17 protein-coding genes are annotated in these 17,745 nt (G+C 63.6%); 12 read left to right on the forward strand and 5 right to left on the reverse strand.

Annotated features, from left to right (window positions below):
• Nucleotides 1-2: 2 nt before the first annotated feature.
• Both AB4Y32_RS06720 and AB4Y32_RS06725 read right to left on the reverse strand, forming a co-directional pair.
• On the reverse strand, nucleotides 3-821 hold the full coding sequence (locus AB4Y32_RS06720; protein WP_368720584.1) for a siderophore-interacting protein: 819 nt from the start codon (nucleotides 819-821) through the stop codon (nucleotides 3-5).
• 33 nt (nucleotides 822-854) lie between these two features.
• The gene (locus AB4Y32_RS06725) at nucleotides 855-1,664 is read right to left on the reverse strand and encodes a PadR family transcriptional regulator (protein ID WP_368720585.1); all 810 of its coding nucleotides are present in this window, start codon (nucleotides 1,662-1,664) and stop codon (nucleotides 855-857) included.
• Between the two features lie 177 nt (nucleotides 1,665-1,841).
• On the opposite strand from AB4Y32_RS06725, the gene AB4Y32_RS06730 reads away from it, so the two are divergent.
• The gene (locus AB4Y32_RS06730) at nucleotides 1,842-2,600 is read left to right on the forward strand and encodes a helix-turn-helix transcriptional regulator (protein WP_368720586.1); all 759 of its coding nucleotides are present in this window, start codon (nucleotides 1,842-1,844) and stop codon (nucleotides 2,598-2,600) included.
• A 146-nt stretch (nucleotides 2,601-2,746) separates the two neighbouring features.
• Here the strand turns inward: AB4Y32_RS06730 and AB4Y32_RS06735 are convergent, their stop codons facing one another.
• Nucleotides 2,747-4,264 carry a DHA2 family efflux MFS transporter permease subunit gene (locus tag AB4Y32_RS06735; protein ID WP_368721065.1) on the reverse strand — a complete coding sequence of 506 codons (1,518 nt, stop codon included), beginning with the start codon at nucleotides 4,262-4,264 and terminating at the stop codon, nucleotides 2,747-2,749.
• Here AB4Y32_RS06735 and AB4Y32_RS06740 point away from each other — a divergent pair.
• The 4 genes from AB4Y32_RS06740 (at nucleotide 4,209) to AB4Y32_RS06755 (ending at nucleotide 7,748) form a co-directional block, all read left to right on the forward strand.
• On the forward strand, nucleotides 4,209-4,430 hold the full coding sequence (locus AB4Y32_RS06740; protein ID WP_368721097.1) for a hypothetical protein: 222 nt from the start codon (nucleotides 4,209-4,211) through the stop codon (nucleotides 4,428-4,430). The two genes, AB4Y32_RS06735 and AB4Y32_RS06740, sit on opposite strands and share 56 nt — an antisense overlap.
• Nucleotides 4,431-4,785: 355 nt before the next feature.
• A complete protein-coding gene (locus tag AB4Y32_RS06745; RefSeq protein ID WP_368720587.1) occupies nucleotides 4,786-5,445 on the forward strand; it encodes an alpha/beta hydrolase in 660 nt (219 codons plus the stop codon).
• Between the two features lie 218 nt (nucleotides 5,446-5,663).
• The gene (locus tag AB4Y32_RS06750; protein ID WP_368720588.1) at nucleotides 5,664-6,716 is read left to right on the forward strand and encodes a rod shape-determining protein; all 1,053 of its coding nucleotides are present in this window, start codon (nucleotides 5,664-5,666) and stop codon (nucleotides 6,714-6,716) included.
• A 243-nt stretch (nucleotides 6,717-6,959) separates the two neighbouring features.
• Nucleotides 6,960-7,748, forward strand: coding sequence for an alpha/beta fold hydrolase (locus AB4Y32_RS06755; protein ID WP_368721066.1), 789 nt, complete (start codon nucleotides 6,960-6,962; stop codon nucleotides 7,746-7,748).
• A 15-nt stretch (nucleotides 7,749-7,763) separates the two neighbouring features.
• Here AB4Y32_RS06755 and AB4Y32_RS06760 read toward each other — a convergent pair whose 3' ends face one another.
• On the reverse strand, nucleotides 7,764-8,165 hold the full coding sequence (locus AB4Y32_RS06760; RefSeq protein WP_368720589.1) for a hypothetical protein: 402 nt from the start codon (nucleotides 8,163-8,165) through the stop codon (nucleotides 7,764-7,766).
• Nucleotides 8,166-8,534: 369 nt separating this feature from the next.
• Between AB4Y32_RS06760 and gltA the strand changes: the two genes are divergently transcribed.
• The 7 genes from gltA (at nucleotide 8,535) to AB4Y32_RS06795 (ending at nucleotide 16,276) form a co-directional block, all read left to right on the forward strand.
• Nucleotides 8,535-9,836 carry a citrate synthase gene (gltA, locus tag AB4Y32_RS06765; RefSeq protein ID WP_368720590.1) on the forward strand — a complete coding sequence of 434 codons (1,302 nt, stop codon included), beginning with the start codon at nucleotides 8,535-8,537 and terminating at the stop codon, nucleotides 9,834-9,836.
• 361 nt (nucleotides 9,837-10,197) lie between these two features.
• Complete coding sequence (locus AB4Y32_RS06770; protein ID WP_368720591.1) at nucleotides 10,198-12,477, forward strand: amylo-alpha-1,6-glucosidase; 2,280 nt, start codon at nucleotides 10,198-10,200, stop codon at nucleotides 12,475-12,477.
• 37 nt (nucleotides 12,478-12,514) lie between these two features.
• The gene (locus tag AB4Y32_RS06775) at nucleotides 12,515-13,255 is read left to right on the forward strand and encodes a YukJ family protein (RefSeq protein ID WP_368720592.1); all 741 of its coding nucleotides are present in this window, start codon (nucleotides 12,515-12,517) and stop codon (nucleotides 13,253-13,255) included.
• 147 nt (nucleotides 13,256-13,402) lie between these two features.
• Nucleotides 13,403-14,377 carry a non-homologous end joining protein Ku gene (locus tag AB4Y32_RS06780; protein WP_368720593.1) on the forward strand — a complete coding sequence of 325 codons (975 nt, stop codon included), beginning with the start codon at nucleotides 13,403-13,405 and terminating at the stop codon, nucleotides 14,375-14,377.
• Nucleotides 14,374-15,213, forward strand: coding sequence for a tetratricopeptide repeat protein (locus AB4Y32_RS06785; protein ID WP_368720594.1), 840 nt, complete (start codon nucleotides 14,374-14,376; stop codon nucleotides 15,211-15,213). Before AB4Y32_RS06780 ends, AB4Y32_RS06785 begins: the two co-directional genes overlap by 4 nt.
• A 208-nt stretch (nucleotides 15,214-15,421) precedes the next feature.
• A complete protein-coding gene (locus tag AB4Y32_RS06790) occupies nucleotides 15,422-15,766 on the forward strand; it encodes a hypothetical protein (RefSeq protein WP_368720595.1) in 345 nt (114 codons plus the stop codon).
• Nucleotides 15,767-15,919: 153 nt separating this feature from the next.
• Nucleotides 15,920-16,276: a hypothetical protein gene (locus AB4Y32_RS06795; RefSeq protein ID WP_368720596.1), complete on the forward strand. Its 357-nt coding sequence runs from the start codon at nucleotides 15,920-15,922 to the stop codon at nucleotides 16,274-16,276.
• Nucleotides 16,277-16,365: 89 nt separating this feature from the next.
• Here the strand turns inward: AB4Y32_RS06795 and AB4Y32_RS06800 are convergent, their stop codons facing one another.
• Entirely contained in the window at nucleotides 16,366-17,718 is a 1,353-nt protein-coding gene (locus AB4Y32_RS06800; protein ID WP_368720597.1) for an MFS transporter, read from the reverse strand.
• Nucleotides 17,719-17,745 lie beyond the last annotated feature (27 nt).

Raw genomic sequence — 17,745 nt, forward strand, 5'->3', positions numbered from 1 at the left:
CGTCAGTCATCGAGATTTTCATGGACGGCCTGCTCGCCTTCTTTCCAGTATGCCGACGCGCGAATGCGCGACTTGTCGATACCGCGCTCGTTGACGAGGTGATGGCGGACCGCACGCATCGTCGCCGCTTCGCCGGCGGCCCACACGTAGCCGTCGCCGCCCGGCAGGAACGTTTCGCGCACGGCTTGCAAGAGCGCGCTGCCTCGATATGAGGCTTCGCTGCGATAGCGCCATTCGATGTACAGATCGGCCGCCGTGTCGAATTCGATGCGCGCCGACGGATCGGCCACTTCGATCACGGCCGCGACGCGTGCGCCGTGCGGCAATTCCGCGAGCCGCCGGCCGATCGCGGGCAGCGCCGTATCGTCGCCGATCAGCAGATGCCAGTCGAAGTCCATCGGCACGACGAACGAGCCGCGCGGCCCGCCGACGCCCAGATACTGTCTGGCCGTCGCCTGCGCCGCCCATAAGGTGGCGGGTCCCGCTTCGTGCAGCGCGAATTCGAGTTCGAGCACGCGCGCGTCGCGGTCAAAGCGCTTAGGCGTGAAGTCGCGCGCGATGGGGCGCGGCTGGCCGGCCGGAAAAATCGGCCCTTCCGGGCCTGCTTCCGGCATCGCGGGCTTTTCTTCGCCGGGAGCCGGGAAGAACACTTTCACGTGATCGTCGAACGAGGCGGACGCGAAGTCGTGCAGATCGTCGCCCGTCAGCGTGACGCGGATCAGATGCGGCGTGACGGTCTCGACGCGCTTCACTTGCAGCAGACGGAATTTCAGCGGATGACGCACGCGCGTCACTGTCAGATCGGATCGGGTTGCTTGCACAGGGTTGTTCTCTCCAGATGTCGGCCGGATCGTTCAGGCCGGCGCGCCGTTGTCGGTGCCGGGCATCGTGCGGCCGTTCTCGCGCGGCTTGCTTTCGATTTCGGCCGTTGCGCGCGCGAGAATCGCCGCGATGCGCCGCTGCTCTTCCGGCGATGCGTTGTCGCGCAACAGCAGCGCATTTTTCAGTGCGCGCCGGGCTGTCGTAAGCTCGGGCAGCCAGCCGCCCGGCGCGTCGTCGCCTGCTTCGCCCGGTTCGCCCGCGAACGCGCGGCGCACCGAGTCCATCTTGCGGGCGATGTGCGCGAGCTTCGCGAGCATCAGATCGGCGCGCTCGCGGTTCGCGGCGAGATAGTCGCGGCCCGCGTCGGCGAGCGAGTAGCGCTTGCGGTTGCCTTCTAGCTGCACCGTCACATAGCCGAGTTCTTCCAGATACGTGAGCGCCGGGTAGACCATGCCGGGGCTCGGCGCATAAAAGCCGTTCGAGCGCGCTTCGAGCGCCTTGATCAACTCGTAGCCGTGGCGCGGCTGTTCGTCGATCAGGGCGAGCAGCAGCAGTTGAAGGTCGTCGGACGTGAACTTGCGGCCGCGCGGAAAGCCGTCGCTGTCGCCGCCAAACCCGCCACCCCCGCCAGACGGGCCGCCGCCGAAGCCGCCGCCAAAAGGACCGCTGGGACCGCTGGGACCGCCGCCGAATGGCCCGCCATGACGGCCGCCGCCGCGATGGCGGCCGATCGCGTGCCAGAACGCGTGAAAGCGCTCGTAAAGGTGGAACAACGAAGGATCGCGGCTGAATGCGGCGTCCCGCGAGAATTCGCGTGAAAAGCGCGAATGGTGATGACGCATGGCGCATCTCCGAGTGTCGTAAGATGTATCTTAAGATATATATCGAAAGATAATCAGTCAAGCTCAATTTTGCTTTGCCGTGCGACAGGCGGCGTTGCACCGGGATGGAATGTCCGCAGATCGTGCGTGCTAATCTTGGTCGGTTTCGGTTCCTGACAGGGCAAAACGGACAGTCAGATGAGCGATGCTTCCATCGATCCCGATTCTGTCGCGCGGACGGCATTCGTGCTGGGCGCGCGTCACCGCGCATTCGATCAGCCGTGGCGGACGCAGCGCCGCGCGCAGTGCGTCCATGTCGCGCAAGGCGTGCTGAGCGTGCGTACGGAGGGCGGCCTGTGGGTCGCGCCGCCACACCACGCCGTCTGGATGCTGCCGGATGTGCTGCACCGGATGTCGTCGGCGGCGCCCGTCGTGCTGCGCGTCCTGCACGTCGATGCGGGCGCGCCGTTGGTGCCCGCGCGTTGCTGCGTCGTGGCCATCGACCGTCTGGTGGACGAATTGCTCGGCGCGGCGTCTGCATTCGATCCGCACGTGCGGGCGGACGACGAAGAGTCGCGCCTGATGGCCGTGATCGCCGACCGTCTGTCGCGCCTCGCGCACATCCCGCCGCTTTCGCTGATCTATCCGCGCGATCCGCGCGCGCGTCTCATCGCCGATACGCTCGCGACCGATCCCGGCAGGCCCGGCGTGCTCGACGATTTCGCCGGGCACGCGGCCATCACCGCGCGTACGGCGGCGCGTCTCTTCATGAAGGAAACCGGGCTCACGTTCGGCCAGTGGCGTCAGCAGTTGCGCCTGTTGACTGCGCTCTCGCGCCTTGGCGCGGGCGCGAGCGTCACGCAGGTCGCGCTCGCGGTCGGCTACAGCGATGTGTCGTCGTTCATCGCCGTGTTCAGGGACGCACTCGGAGAAACGCCCGCGCGATTTTTGCGCTGACACGCGAGGGGCGCTTCGCGGGCGTGCGCCTTTGCATCCGCGTCCAATGCGCGTCCAATGCGCCTTCATCGCCCGGTCAACGCTCGCTCGTCCAATGCACGTTCAATGCGCGCCCGATGCACGTTCAATGCGCGCTCAATGCACGTTCAATGCGCGCCCGACGCGTCCCCGCCGCCCCGCACGGGCCGCGTGATCCAGATGAGGGGGATGATCAGCACGAAGATGATCGCCGACGCATAGAAGATGTCGTTGATCCCCATCATCGCGGCCTGCGTGTTCACGGTGAAATCGAACATCGCATTCGACGTCGACGGGCTCACGTGCAATAGCGTCTGCGTCGCGTCGATCTGCTGCGCGAACACGGGGTTGTTCGCGTTGGCCTGCTCGGTCAGGCGTTCGTGATGCAGGATCGTGCGGTTGTTCCAGGCCGTGCCCGCGATCGACGTGCCCACTGCGCCGCAAAACACCCGCACGAAATTCGACAGGCCCGCCGCCGCCGGCACTTTCGGTCCCGGCTGACCGGCGAGAATGATGGCCGTCAGCGGCACGAAGAACATCGCCATCGGGATGCCTTGCAGCAGCGTCGGCAACACAAGGTGCCACGTGTCGATCTCGATCACGTAATTCGAGCGCATGAAGAACACGATCGCGAAGCCGACGAACGCGAGCGTCGCGATGATGCGCGCGTCCGAGCGCGGCAGCACGCGGCCCATCACGGGCGCGAGGATCACCGCGAAGATGCCGAGCGGCGCGGTCACGAGCCCGGCATCGACGGAGCGGTAGTTCAGATACTCCTGCATCCATTGCGGCAGCAGCACGAGATTGCCGAAGAACACCGCGTACGCGACGGAAATCGCGATCGTGCCGCCCAGGAAATTGCGCTGCGTGAAGAGCCGCAGATCGACGACGGGATTCGGCTCTGTCAGCTCCCACACGAGGAAGAACGAGAAGCTGATCAGCGCCGTCACCGCGAGCGTGACGATCACGGGCGAGCCGAACCAGTCCAGATCCTTGCCTTTGTCCAGCATGATCTGCAGCGACGCGACCCATGTGATCAGCAGGCCGAGGCCGACGACATCGATGGGCAGCTTGCGCGTCGGCGTTTCGCGCGTGCGGTAGATCATCCACGTGACGCCCGCCGCGAAGATGCCGACGGGAATGTTGATGTAGAAGATCCACGACCACGAGTAGCTGTCGGTGATCCAGCCGCCGAGCGCCGGGCCCGCGATCGGCCCGACAGTTGCCGTCATCGCCCACAGCGAGAGCGCGCTCGACGATTTCTCCTTCGGCCAGGAACTGAGCAGAATCGCCTGCGACAGCGGAATCAGCGGGCCGGCCACCGCGCCCTGGAACACGCGTGCGAGCAGCAGAATGGGCAGCGACGGCGCCACGCCGCACAGCCACGAAGCGATCACGAAGCCGAGAATCGCGCCGACGAACAGCCTGATCTGCCCAAAGCGCTGCGTGAACCAGCCCGTCAGCGGAATCGACACGGCGTTCGATGCCGCGAACACTGTGATGACCCATGTGCCTTCGTCGACGGAAACGCCCAGATTGCCGGAGATCGTTGGGATTGCAACGTTGGCGATCGACGTGTCCAAAACGTTCATGAACGTTGCCAGCGCGACGGCGAAGGTCGCGAGCACGAGTTGCCCGCCATGCAGCGGCGGCGGAGCAGGCGGTCCGGGCGGCGGCGCGGCGGGCTTCGGCGGGGAGGAGGAATCGTTCGATGGGCTCGGTCGGTTCGGATCGTTCGGTTCGCTCAAGCGGATCTCCGGCGGTGAACACGCGCAAGCCGTCGGACGGCACGGCCTTGTCGGCAGTGACTGACGGCCCTTCATGCCGATGATAGTCGCAAGCGCCAATCGGCACCGGCCGATTGCACAGGCGGGCGCGATTCATCGCGACATCGCGGCGGCGTTGCGCGCTGCGCGATTGCGTTCGAGGCCGCGCTTGCGCCCGTGTTTAACCGCGCGTTCAGGCCCGCACTTTGCATGCGCGAAGAGCGGAACAGAAATGCGTTGTCCAGTGGCGCGTAGCCCGTCGATGTCAGTTGTTGGGCGCCACACACGCTTTACGCAAAACGCGCGCAAAATCGCGACACGCGGCGTATGCTCCGCCTGCGCGTGACACGGCAGCGGAGAGGCCCGCGGTGCGCGCGGCGCAAGATGAAAGGATGAAGGCGATGGCCTGGGAACGATTCGACAACGGCTGGCGGCTCGCGCCCGCCGATGGACCGGCGACGGCGCTGGTCGTACTGCTGCATGGCGTCGGCAGCAATGCTCAGGACCTCGTTCCGCTCGCGGATCTCTGGCGTGCAGCGCTGCCGCAAGCGGCATTCGTCTCGCTCGACGGCAGCGAGCCGTTCGACGGCGGCTTCGGCGGGCGTCAGTGGTTCAGCCTGCGCGACGTCGACGAAAGCAACCGTCCCGGGCGCGTCGCGTCCGCATGGCCCGCGCTGCAAAAGATGCTCGACGCCGAGCTCGCGCATTGGGGCATCGGTTACGGTCAGCTTGCGCTCGTGGGCTTTTCGCAAGGCTCGATCATGTCGCTGCATCACGTGGCGACGAATCCGCAGGGCGCGGCTGTCGTGGTCGCGTTTTCAGGGCGGCTCGCGTCGCCCATTGTGACGCGCAGCACCACGCCCGTGACGCTGATCCACGGCGAAGACGACACCGTGATTTCCGTGCATGAAACCGAACGCGCTGCGATCGCGCTGACGGACGCGGGCTTCGATGTCGATGCATTCGCGCTGCCGGGCGTCGGCCATACGATTTCCGGCGACGGTGTCCAGCTTGCCCGCAAAGCGCTGGTGCGCGCGCTGACGCCGCTCACGCGGACCTGAACCGCGTTCATCGCGGCCACACAAGAGACTCGTCGACACGGCCGTTCGCGCGGCTGCTCGACGATGTCCTGAATCAATATTCCTAAAGTTCGCCAGGTATGTGCCGTTATGCGATCAAGGGCCGGAAAAACTTTCCGATGCACTGCCGCAATGCTTGCTTGCGGTTTGACATTTTCGCTGCTGACCCGGCAGCTCAACACTTTTAAAAGAGCCTGACTATGGCCAGATCGCATGCGCAATCGGTTTTTGGACGCCTGTTCAGCGACTCCGTGGCGGTCGACCTCGGCACGGCCAACACGCTGATCTACACCGACGACGGCGGCATCGTGCTCAATCAGCCGTCGGTGGTGTGCTTCGACAGGCAAGAGTCGGCGGCGGGGCGCAAGCGCGTCGCGCTGGTCGGCGACGAGGCGAAGCAGATGCTCGGGCGCACGCCCGTCAATCTCGAAACGGTGCGCCCGATGCGGGCTGGCGTGATCGCCAATTTCCCAGCGGCTGAACACATGATCCGGCAGTTCGTGGGAATGGCGCGTCCGCAGCCGTTCTTCGCGCGCCGCGCGTCGTTCACGCTCTGCGTGCCGTCCGGCGCGACGCAGGTCGAGCGTCGCGCGATCCGCGAGGCGGCGGCCGCCGCCGGCGCACGCAAAGTGAACCTGATCGACGAGTCGCTCGCGTCGGCCGTGGGCGCGGGCTTGCCGGTGTCGTCGGCGACGGGCTCGATGGTCGTCGATATCGGCGGCGGCACGACGGAGATCGGCGTGATCGCGCTGGGCGGCACTGCGTACACGGGCTCGATCCGCGTCGGCGGCGACCAGTTCGACGCGGCCATCATCAAGCACGTGCGCAACAACTTTCATGTGCTGCTCGGCGAGCAGACGGCCGAGTACGTGAAGAAGACGATCGGCTCGGCGCTCGCGATCGTTCCGCCCGACACGATGCGGGCAACGGGCCGAGGCATCGACGACGGCTTGCCGCGCACGGTCGAGCTGTCGACGCAGGATATCGTCGAGGCGATCGCCTCGCCGCTGCGTCAGGTGCTGGGGGCCGTGAAGGCCGCGCTGGAAAACGCGCCGCCCGAGCTCGTCACCGATATCGCGGACGCGGGCATCGTGCTCACGGGTGGCGGCGCGCTGCTCGGCAATCTCGCGCGCTACTTCAGCAACGAACTGCACATCGACGTGCGCGTCGCCGATGAGCCGCTGACGTGCGCCGTGCGCGGCGCAGGCGCGGCGGCTAGCGCAGGACTGGTCGAAATGTCGGCATATGACTGACGCAATCGTTTGACATTCGTCCAGGGCGTTTCGAAGGGCGCTTTAAAGACAGCTTCAAAGGCCGCTTCAAAGGCCGCTTTCCCGTGTTGCCCGCGACGTCAGCGGCAAACGCGCGCGAAAGCGCTGTGTGACAATGAGGTTTTGTGGCGCGCGTGAATCGCGCGCCTTTTTCATTCGCCTCTTTCAGTGACTCCGATTTCCGCCTCATCGCCGCATTTCGTCGATCTGCCCAACGGCTTGCGGATGCCTTATGTCGAGCAGGGCGAGGGCGAAGGCGAGCTGCTGCTGTTCGTGCATGGCTCACTGTGCGATTACCGTTACTGGGACGCGCAACTCGCGGGCTTGTCGAAGCGCTATCGATGCGTGGCCGTGAGTCTCACGCACTACTGGCCCGCCGCCGATACGCCCGCGACGATTCCGTTCAGCTGGAGCAGTCATGCCGATGAAGTCGCGCAGTTCATCGAGCGTTTCGGCGCGGGCGCGGCGCACGTCGTCGGGCATTCGCGCGGCGGCTGTGTCGCGTATCACTTCGCGCGCCGTCATGCGCACCATGTGAAGACGCTGACGCTCGCCGATCCGGGCGGGCCGCTGCAGATCGGCGACCGTGCGCCCGCGAGCCTGCCGGAGACGGTCAATGCATTGCGGGCGCGTGCCGCGCAACTGATCGAAGAAGGGCAGGTCGATGCGGGGCTGCAACTCTTCGTCGATTCCGTCAGCCGTCCGGGTTTCTGGTCGAAGAGCACGGCGAATTTCCGGCGCATGGCGACCGACAATGCGCACACGCTTGCGCGCCAGTTCCGCGATCCGCTGCCCGCCTATACGCCCGACGACGCAGCGGATGTGAAGTGTCCCGTGCTGCTGATCGACGGCGAGAAGAGTCCGCTGATGTTCCGGCGCACAGCCGAAACACTCGCGTCATGGCTGCGCGACGCGCGCCGCGAAACGGTGCCAGGCGCTTCGCACGGGATGAATCTCGCGCATCCCGCCGCCTTCAACCGATTCGTCGACTCGTTCGTTCAGGCCTCGCGTTGAAGTTCTTCTGACGGGTCAGTCTTTCGCGTGCGCGTCGACGTCGAGCGCGCGCTCGGCCGCTTCGCCGACGAAGCCGCGATAGTACAGATGCACGCCGATCGCGAGCGAGTCGTGACGGATCTCGTTGAACGCCTTCCACGCCTTCACCGGCTCCTTGAACACGAGGTAGTGCGCTTCCTGCGAGACGAGACGCGCGACCTGATGCAGGCCATGCCCATGCAGACGGTCGACGAGTTCGTCGAGGCTGCGGTGCGTGCGCGCGTCTGTGCGCGGATAGAGCATGTGCAGAACCGTGACCTTTTCCGTGGCGAGCGCCGCCGACAGCGCGAGCACGATGTCCTGATGATTCAGCGCCGTAACGACGATATCGTCCGTTTCTTCTGTCGCGGGAAAGAGCGTGTCGATGTTCATGTTCATTTTGTGCATCCTGTATCTGACTTTAAAAGAGACCCGCCGCGCAATAGATCGCGCGGCGGGTCAAAGACAGCATTGTGTTTTGCGGGGGAAGCTCAACACGAATCCAGTATCTCAGACGCGATTGCGTTTGGCGCCTCATGCTGGAGCAAAACATTGTTGCACTAGGCGCTCTCTCTTTCATTTGTCTGTCGTTGAGGGAGCCTTATTCCATGGTCGAGTATTGCTTCGTACGAGATTGATTGTTGCGCGAGAGCGGTGCAATCAAACGGCATGCGGGCCGTAGAATGCACACGGCTGCCGGAGGCGCGGACGCGCGTGATCGCCGGCTTCGCAATGTCTCAGGAATGCAAAGTCGAAAGGAATCCCCAGATGAACGTATCAACGACCAAAGCCTTGCTGTCGTTTTCGAATAGCGACGAGAAGATCGAACTGCCCGTTTATAAAGGATCGATGGGTCCCGATGTAATCGATATTCGCAAGCTCTACGGACAGACGGGCAAGTTCACTTACGATCCGGGCTTCATGTCGACGGCGTCGTGCAATTCGGCGATTACGTATATCGACGGCGACAAGGGCGAGCTGCTGTATCGCGGCTACCCGATCGACAATCTCGCGCAGAACGCCGACTTTCTCGAAACGTGCTACCTGCTGCTGAAGGGCGAACTGCCGAACCAGGCGCAGAAGTACGAGTTCGTGAAGACGGTCACGAACCATACGATGGTTCACGAGCAGATGCATTTCTTCTTTCGTGGCTTTCGCCGCGACGCGCACCCGATGGCCATTCTCGTCGCCGCAGTCGGCGCGCTGTCGGCGTTCTATCACGACTCGCTCGACATCAATAACCCGCGTCACCGCGAAGTTTCCGCGATCCGCATGATCGCGAAGCTGCCGACGCTGGTCGCGATGGCGTACAAGTACTCAATCGGCCAGCCGTTCGTGTATCCGCAGAACAATCTGTCGTACAGCGCGAACTTCATGCGCATGATGTTCTCGAACCCGTGCGAAGAGTACAAGGTCAACGAAGTGCTGGTCCGCGCGCTGGACCGCATCCTGATCCTGCACGCAGACCACGAGCAGAACGCGTCGACGTCGACGGTGCGTCTGGCGGGTTCGTCGGGTGCGAATCCGTTCGCGTGTATCGCAGCGGGCATTGCGTGCCTGTGGGGCCCGGCGCACGGCGGCGCAAATGAAGCCGCGCTGAACATGCTGGATGAAATCGGCTCGGTCGACAACATCCCGATGTTCATCGAACAGGTGAAGGACAAGAACTCGGGCGTGAAGCTGATGGGTTTCGGCCACCGCGTCTACAAGAACTACGATCCGCGCGCGAAGCTGATGCGCGAAACGTGCCACGAAGTACTGAACGAACTGGGTCTGCACGACGACCCGCTGTTCAAGCTCGCGATGGCGCTCGAAAAGATCGCGCTGGAAGACGAGTACTTCGTGTCGCGCAAGCTGTATCCGAACGTCGATTTCTACTCGGGCATCGTGCAGCGCGCACTGGGCATTCCGACTGCGATGTTCACGTGCATCTTTGCAATGGCGCGCACTGTCGGCTGGATTGCACAGTGGAACGAAATGATCGCCGATCCCGAGCAGAAGATCGGCCGTCCGCGTCAGCTCTTCATCGGCGAAACGCCGCGTGACGCAAAGCCGATCGCACGCCGTTAAGCGTTTGTCAGTTATCGAAGCTTGCTTTTGAACGCCGCTATCCGCGGCATCGTCTGAAAGCGCAGGCGCCGTTTCCGCAAGAGGGAAACGGCGCCTGTTTTCATTGCAAGTACTTCATTCGATATCGGCAGGAGCGCGAACCAATTCCTTTGCGTTTCGGCCGTAAGTTGAGAACGCTGCCGGCGCATGAAGCCATTTCGCGTATCGACCGCACGACCCGTGCCATGTGCGCCGCTCGACTCCCGTTTCATGCCTTACACGAAAAAATCATGAAGATCGGGGCACCCATCGCGCTATCCTCTGTCCTAATTGCGCGAACCCACTACAATCGGAACGAAGCCACTAGCACAGGAGCATGCTGATGCAGGACCCAGAAGCACTCGGCGGACTGACCCATCAAGGCGGCGTGGACTATCAGGGCGAGGACGCCGACACCGCGTTCATCGCGCCCGAAAACCTGAACGTCGCCGCCGCGACGCAGCATGTGCTGAAATCGGGCGGCACGTTCATCGTCAACGATCCGCTCGGCGATGTGACGGGGCACGACGACGGCCTGTTCGTCAACGATACCCGCGTGCTGTCGCAATTGCGCCTGACCTTCGGCGGCCGCGCGCCGTCGCTGCTGTCGGGCAGCGTCAGCAGCGACAACACGTCATTCACCGCACATCTGACCAACCGCCCGCTGCCGCCGCTCGGCGGCGCCAGCACGCCGGAAGGCGTGATTCACGTCGAACGCGTGCGCGTGCTGTCGGGCACGGTGATGAACGAGGCGATCGAGCTCACCAACTATGGCACGACGGATGCCGTCGTGCCGCTGTCCATTTCGTTCGCGGGCGACTTTCGCGACATGTTCGAGGTGCGCGGCCTGAAGCGCGACCGCGAAGGCACGATCGAAACGCCGCGCGTGCACAAGAACGAAGTGTTGCTCGGCTATGTCGGACTCGACGACGTCGTGCGCCGCGTGCGCGTCGCGTTTTCGCCGATGCCCGACAAGCTGCTCGCAGGTCGCGCCGATTACTCGGTGAACCTGCCGGCGCAGGCTTGCGTGTCGATCTATCTGTCGGTGGCCGTGCAGGTCGAGGCGCACAAGGGCGCGCCCGACGTCAACGTGCCGCAATCGACGCATACCGTCACCGAGCTGCATGTGTCGCAGATCGATGCGGCGCGGCCTCGCGTGGGCCGCTCGGCCGTGCGCGCGGCGCTCGTCGACGCGCACCTCGTGATGCGCGAGCGGCGCCGCGCATCGGCGCGCGTGCGTTCGAGCAATCCGCTTTTCAACGCCTGGATCGACCGCTCGCAAGCCGACCTCAATCTGCTGACGACGGATCTCGCGACGGGGCCGTATCCGTATGCGGGCATTCCGTGGTTCTCGACGCCATTCGGGCGCGACGCCGTCATCACGTCGCTGCAGACGCTGTGGCTGCAGCCGGCTCTCGCGCGCGGCGTGCTGCGCTTTCTCGCCGAGCACCAGGCGAAAGAGGACTCCGCGTTCCGCGACGCCGCCGTCGGCAAGATCATGCACGAAATGCGCCGCAGCGAAATGGCGGCGACGGGCGAGGTGCCGTTCGCGCTGTATTACGGCGGTGTCGATACGACACCGCTGTTCATCGTGCTCGCGGGCGCGTACGTTGCGCGCACGGGTGACACGAAGCTCGTCGACGAGTTGTGGCCGGCGCTCGAACGCGCGACGAAGTGGGTGTCGGCCGTGTGCGACCGCAACCGCTATGGCCTGCTCGATTATCAGCGCGCGTCGGACAGCGGCCTCGCGAACCAGGGCTGGAAGGACAGTCACGATTCCGTCTTTCACGCGGACGGACGCTACCCCGATGGGCCTATCGCGCTCGTCGAAGTGCAGGCCTATGCGAGCGCCGCGTTCGACACGATGGCGCATTTCGCGACGCTGCGCGGCGAGACCGAGGAGGCCACGCGCTATAGGCAGCGCGCGACGGCGATACGCGCATGTGTCGAAGACAAGTACTGGATGGACGACACGAACTTCTACGGCATCGCGCTGGACGGCAAGGGCGATCTTTGCCGCGTGCTCGCGTCGAATGCGGGGCATCTGCTCGCGTTCGGCTTGCCGTCGCGCGAGCGCGGCGAAGCCGTGGCGCGTGCGCTGGAGTCGGCGCTCTTTCATACGGGCTGGGGCGTGCGCACGCTGGCGGCAGGCCAGCCGCGCTTCAATCCGATGGCGTATCACAACGGCTCCGTCTGGCCGCACGACAATGCGATCTGCGCGCGTGGCCTCGCGCGCTATGGCGCCAAGGCGGCCGCCGTGCGTCTGTTGCAGGCGCTCTTTCAGGCGGCCGTCAATTTCGACATGCGGCTGCCGGAGCTGTTCTGCGGCTTTCCGCGCCGCCGTGGCGAGCCGCCGACGGCGTATCCCGTCGCGTGTCTGCCGCAAGCCTGGGCAGCCGGCTCGCCGTTCATGATGCTCGAAGCGTGCCTGGGCATAACGATCGACGCGGAGCGGCGCGAAGTGCTGATCGAGCAGCCGATGCTGCCCGAAGGCATCGACTGGATCGAGATCAGCGATTTGCGGGTCGGCGATTCTTCGGTGTCGATCACGTTCCGGCGTGTCGCGGGCAAGGTCGTGGCGTCGGCGGAGCAGGGAGATGTGCGGGTGATCGCGCTGTTGTAAGCCGCCGCCTTTCAACCTTCTTCGACGGAGCACACCGATGCCGCAAAACGTCTACGTCGTGTTCAAGGGCACGCTGAAACTGGGCGTGCCCTTTCTCGACGGCTACAAAGGCGACCCGCACTATGTGATCGTGGTCGACGATACCAAAGGTGGCGACTTCGAGATCGTCACCAACGTGAAGTCCGACAGCTCGCTCGCGGGTGCCGCCGGATATCACGTGCTCTATGCGTGGAACCAGTATTTCGATCATCCGATGATCGCCGATCTCGCCAGGCTGCCGCTTGGCCTCACGCAGACAGGATTTCCGAAGCTGGACTACGTGCACGACACGCGCCTCGTCGATCTCACGACGATGCGCCCCATCACACTCGATACGCAGACCGAGCACAACGACATCAACGCGCTGGTCAACGGGATGTTGCAGCTCGACATGTCGGCGGCGCCCGTCGATTATGTGTATCGGAGCAAGAGCGGCACCGACAGCCGGCGCGGCTGGAAGCCCACGAAGAACGTCACCGTTTACGGCTTCGGTTTTCTGTTCGAGCCGGAGAAGGACGGCTTGCACGAGACGCACATGAACCAGGGCAATCCGAAGCCGCAGCCGGGCAGCCACGTGAGGGACCATTCATCGGAGAACGGGACCTTTCAGGACGGCGCGGTGCTGGTCGAAGTGGATGGGCGGTTCCAGGCGCTCTTCGTGGCGTTCCAGACCCAGCTCGTGCCGACCGACAACCGGGGCTGGCCGATTCCCGGCACGTCGCGTCCGATTCTCGGCTAGCGATACCCTGCCGTGCCCATCGCTGCACGGTGCTGACACAGTGCTAAGCTTGCAAACGCGTTCAGCGTAATTTCAGGGGCGGCGTCGCGCTTGCGCCGGTTTCATCGGACGAGTGCCGGCCAGCGCAGCAGCCCACGGGAGAAGCTCATGGCGGCACGCTCGATTGCATCGTTGTCCCTCTCCTTCGGCCTCGTGTCGATTCCTGTGCGGCTCTATTCCGCGACCGAAAGCGCGTCGGACGTGCGCTTCAACATGCTCGCGCCCGACGGCTCCCGCGTGAAGCAGCAATACATCTCGGAGACGACGGGCGCCGTCGTCGAGCGCTCGTCGATGAAGAAGGGCTATGAGTTCGAGAAGGACCGCTTTGTCGTCTTCACCGCCGACGAACTGAAGGCGCTCGAAGAAAGCGCGAGCCATGTCGTCGAGATCGTGACCTTCATTCCGGAGAAGTCAGTCGATCCCGTGTACTACGACAAGGCTTATTACATCGCGCCCGACAAGCGCGGCGGCAAGCCGTATAGCCTGCTGCAACAGGCGCTCGCGGAGAGCGGCCGCTGTGCGCTGGCGAAGTGGGCGTTCAAGGGCAAGACGCGCATCGTTCAGGTGCGGCCGGCCGAAGACGGCCTCGTGTTCCAGCAACTGCTGTTCGCAGACGAAGTGCGCTCGCTGAAGGACCTGAACATCGAGCACGTGAGCGTCACCGCATCGGAATTGAAGCTCGCGATGCAGATCATCGAGCAGGGCACCGAGGACCACTACGACCCGAGTGCCTACGAGGACGAGGAGAAAAAACGCATTCTCGCGGCCATCGACAGGAAGATCGAAGGCCAGCAGGTCATCTCGGCCGAGCGCGCGGATGTGCCAGAGCCGGGCGGCGAAGTGATCGATCTGATGGAAGCATTGCGCGCGAGTCTGAAAGGCGGCGCGAGGGCCACGCCCGCTGCCGCGCCTGCGAGCACGTCTGCGCGTTCGTCCGGGAGCCCGTCCGCGAGCGCGCAAAAGCGCAAGGCCGCCGAGCCCGTGACCGACATCGCCGGCGCGCCGAGAACGCGCAAGCCTGCCGCGCGCGCGGCGAAAGCACCCGCCGCCGAAGTGCCCACCAAGGTTCGGGCGCGCAAGTGACGGGAGCGGACGCGGCGCATAGCCTGTCGATGCGCGAGCTGGAGTCGATGCTGGGCGTGTCGCGGCGAGTCGTCTCGGGACTCGTCGACGCGGGCTTCGTGACGCCGACGCGCGGCCCGCGCAACGCGCTGCGCTTCACGTTTCAGGATGTCGTGCTGCTGAGGACGGCGCTCCAGTTGCGCGCGTCAAATATTCCTCCGCGCAAGGTCGTGCAGGCGTTGAAGCGTCTCAGGTCCGAGCTGCCCGATGCATTGCCGCTGTCGGGCATTCGCGTCACGGCTGTCGGCAACGAGATCGTGGTGCGAACGGGCCCGTCGCAATGGGATGCGATCACGGGCCAGCATCTGCTCGACTTCGAAGTGGCGCAGATCAGGGGCGACGTGGTGTTTCTCGAATCGTCGCCGCAGCCGAAGGACGCCGCGCGCGAAGCCGACGAATGGTATGGCCTCGCGGGCCAATTGATGGAGTCGGATGCGAAAGGCGCGGAGCAGGCGTATAGAAAAGCGATAGCGCTGTCGCCCGAGCCGTTTTATGCCGCGTATGTCGATCTCGGCGCGCTGCTGTGCGAAAGCGAAGCGCGCTGCGAAGACGCGCTGCGCGTCTTCGACGACGCGCTGTCGTATTTCCCCGAAGACGCTGTGCTTCATTTCAATCGTGCGGTGGCGCTGGAGGGACTGGATCGGCTTGCGGATGCTGAGCGAAGTTACGAGCGTTGTCTCGAACTCGATCCGTCGTACGCGGATGCGCATCACAATCTCGCCATTCTTCTCGATGGCCTCGGCGACCAGCAGGGGTTGCTGCGGCATCTGAATGCGTATCGGCGATTGACGAACTAGCACGCCGATCTGCGCCGATGATTCGAGCACGTCCGTTCAGCTGATTCTCGATTGGCGAGCGTCCAAAAAGGCGTAGACTTTTGCCTTACGCACGCCGAGTCGGTGTGCGAGAAACGCCTGCGCTGGCCCGCTTGTTCGCCATGCGCACGGGTTGATTTCGGTGCAACGGTACGCACGTAGTGAAGACAGGAATAGAGGTCCACAACCCATGCTGAAACCCGAATTCAACGACGCCGACAGTGCGCGTCCGGAACTGCTTTGCTTCCTTGTTGCGATTGCGGCGGCTTCGCATGCCCTTACACAGGAATGGCGTGTCGATCATGTCGTCGAATGCTGCCGTCGCTGGCTGGGGAAAAACGACGTGAAAATGCACTGGCTCGATCGGGTCAGGATCGGGCAACTCGCGCTGAAAATCGCAAGCGAGGATCTGCTGGACGCGGGTATCGCCGTGCGTCTTTCCAGTGTGAATGCGCTCTTTACGAGTGAAATGGAATTGAACGAGGCGAGCACGATGGTGCAGCGAATGATGTCGCTGTGCCAGGAAGCGCTTTGATCGGCCAGCGTCGATACGGATTTTCAAACACAGCATTGCAATTGCGCTAGCTGATCGCAGGACGTCCACCGTTCATACTGCAGATCTTCGCAGCGCCGCATAGGGCGAGCGCGACGGGAGCCTGGTGTAGAGGTTGTTGTGAACGATATCGGAGTGAATGAGGCGCGACTGCGGCGCGCCAGTCCGACAAGAAGCGGGCTGACCATTGCGGCAGCGAGGCTGGTCAAATGGGCGAGCCTGTTCGCCATCGCAACGCTGATGATGCAGGCCTGCTCCAGTTCAAGTCCCGTAACGGAAGCGGCGAACCCGGGACGATATTCCCTTCACGCGACGGCTGCGGGCGGCAGCGTCGCATGGGCGAGATCGCACAAGGCGGTCATGCAAAGCGCGAGCGATTTCTGTCAGCAGCGCGGGCAGATGGTCAGCGTCGTGTCCGAGTCTTCGAAGGGTGTGCGGCCACTCGAAGAACATGAGACAGAACTCACGTTCGAATGTCACTCGCGGTTTTGATTCCAGGCGCCTGATCCAGGCTCCTGTCCTATATAAAAGGACGCGATAGGGAACGTTCGACTGCTAGCGGTAAAGCAGCGATGAAGTACTTAACCGCGCTCCGCGGGTTCCCTGTTCAGCATGCTCTTCGGAATCGACAGAATCAGCACGCAACTGACGAGAAGGCAGGCGCCAAGCGCATACGTGCCGTTGTTGATGTTGCCCGTCAAGTCTTTCGCCACGCTGGTAATCATCGAGCCGGTGAAGCCCGACAGATTGCCGACAGAGTTGATCAGCGCGATGCCGGCCGCTGCCGCCGTGCCCGAGAGAATCTGCCCGGGGAAGGTCCAGTAAATCGGCATCAGGCCGAGGATGGCGCAGGTAGCGATCGTCAGGAACAGAATCGACAGTGGCACATTGTTCGCAAAGAACGCGCTGAGAATCAGGCCGATGCCGCCGATGCATGCGGGAATTGCCGCGTGCATGCGCCGCTCGCCTGTCTTGCGCGAGTGCGCCGCATTCCAGATCATCGCGACCACCGCGCTGAGGTACGGAATGGCCGTCAGCAAGCCGATGGTAAAGGTGCTTTTCACGCCAGACGCCTTGATGATCGACGGCAGCCAGAATGCGAGGCCATAAAAGCCGGTGTTGAACGTCAACAGGATGAAGGTCAGCAGCCACACGCGCGGGCTCTTGAGTGCCGCCGCAACGCTATGCGTCTTCTTTGCGCTTTCCTGTTCGATATTTCTTTGCAGCAGGGCCTTTTCGGAAGACGTCAGCCATTTCGCCGATTGAATGCCATCGCCCATCCGGAACAGCACCACGAATGCGACGAGGATCGAAGGAATGCCTTCCAGCAAAAGCATCCATTGCCAGCCGCCCAGGCCGAGCAGGCCATGTGTGTTTTCCATCAGCCATCCGGAAACGATGCCGCCCAGCGTCAGGCTCACGGGAATGGCAATCAGGAACCCCGACATCGCGATGCTTTGTCGACGGGCCGGGAACCAGTAGTTCATGTAGAGAATGATGCCCGGGAAGAAGCCCGCCTCGCAGACGCCCAGCAGGAAGCGGAGGATGTAGAACATCGTCGAGGTTTCGACGTGGAAGAAGCCTGCCAGCGGCGAGATGAAGGCGAGGGACGACGAGACGATACCCCACGTCACCATGATGCGGGCGATCCAGAAACGTGCTCCGTAGCGATGAAGAAGCAGGTTGCTCGGCATCTCGAAGAAGAAGTATCCCCAGAAGAAGATGCTTGCGCCGACGGCATAGACGCCATCGCTCAGGCCGAGCGAGTCGAGCATCTGCAACTTCGCAAAGCCGACATTGACCCGGTCCAGGTAGGCGACGACATAACACAGAAGCAGCAGCGGCAAGATGCGCTTCAGCACCTTGCGGTAAAGCAGTTCTTCAGTCTCATCGACAGCGACGGGTGAAGCCGCGGCCTGAATGATGGTGGGCATAGGTTGTCTCCTTTTGCATATGTCGTG

Source organism: Paraburkholderia phymatum, from assembly GCF_040965635.1.
Lineage (GTDB): Bacteria > Pseudomonadota > Gammaproteobacteria > Burkholderiales > Burkholderiaceae > Paraburkholderia > Paraburkholderia phymatum_B.

What these genes read in the sequence shown, in the direction of transcription:
- AB4Y32_RS06725 (WP_368720585.1), bottom strand. Translation starts at nt 1,664, where the DNA reads ATGCGTCATCACCATTCGCGCTTTTCACGCGAATTCTCGCGGGACGCC.
- AB4Y32_RS06730 (WP_368720586.1), top strand. Translation starts at nt 1,842, where the DNA reads ATGAGCGATGCTTCCATCGATCCCGATTCTGTCGCGCGGACGGCATTC.
- AB4Y32_RS06740 (WP_368721097.1), top strand. Translation starts at nt 4,209, where the DNA reads ATGAACGTTGCCAGCGCGACGGCGAAGGTCGCGAGCACGAGTTGCCCG.
- AB4Y32_RS06745 (WP_368720587.1), top strand. Translation starts at nt 4,786, where the DNA reads ATGGCCTGGGAACGATTCGACAACGGCTGGCGGCTCGCGCCCGCCGAT.
- AB4Y32_RS06750 (WP_368720588.1), top strand. Translation starts at nt 5,664, where the DNA reads ATGGCCAGATCGCATGCGCAATCGGTTTTTGGACGCCTGTTCAGCGAC.
- AB4Y32_RS06755 (WP_368721066.1), top strand. Translation starts at nt 6,960, where the DNA reads ATGCCTTATGTCGAGCAGGGCGAGGGCGAAGGCGAGCTGCTGCTGTTC.
- AB4Y32_RS06760 (WP_368720589.1), bottom strand. Translation starts at nt 8,165, where the DNA reads ATGAACATGAACATCGACACGCTCTTTCCCGCGACAGAAGAAACGGAC.
- gltA (WP_368720590.1), top strand. Translation starts at nt 8,535, where the DNA reads ATGAACGTATCAACGACCAAAGCCTTGCTGTCGTTTTCGAATAGCGAC.
- AB4Y32_RS06770 (WP_368720591.1), top strand. Translation starts at nt 10,198, where the DNA reads ATGCAGGACCCAGAAGCACTCGGCGGACTGACCCATCAAGGCGGCGTG.
- AB4Y32_RS06775 (WP_368720592.1), top strand. Translation starts at nt 12,515, where the DNA reads ATGCCGCAAAACGTCTACGTCGTGTTCAAGGGCACGCTGAAACTGGGC.
- AB4Y32_RS06780 (WP_368720593.1), top strand. Translation starts at nt 13,403, where the DNA reads ATGGCGGCACGCTCGATTGCATCGTTGTCCCTCTCCTTCGGCCTCGTG.
- AB4Y32_RS06790 (WP_368720595.1), top strand. Translation starts at nt 15,422, where the DNA reads ATGCTGAAACCCGAATTCAACGACGCCGACAGTGCGCGTCCGGAACTG.
- AB4Y32_RS06800 (WP_368720597.1), bottom strand. Translation starts at nt 17,718, where the DNA reads ATGCCCACCATCATTCAGGCCGCGGCTTCACCCGTCGCTGTCGATGAG.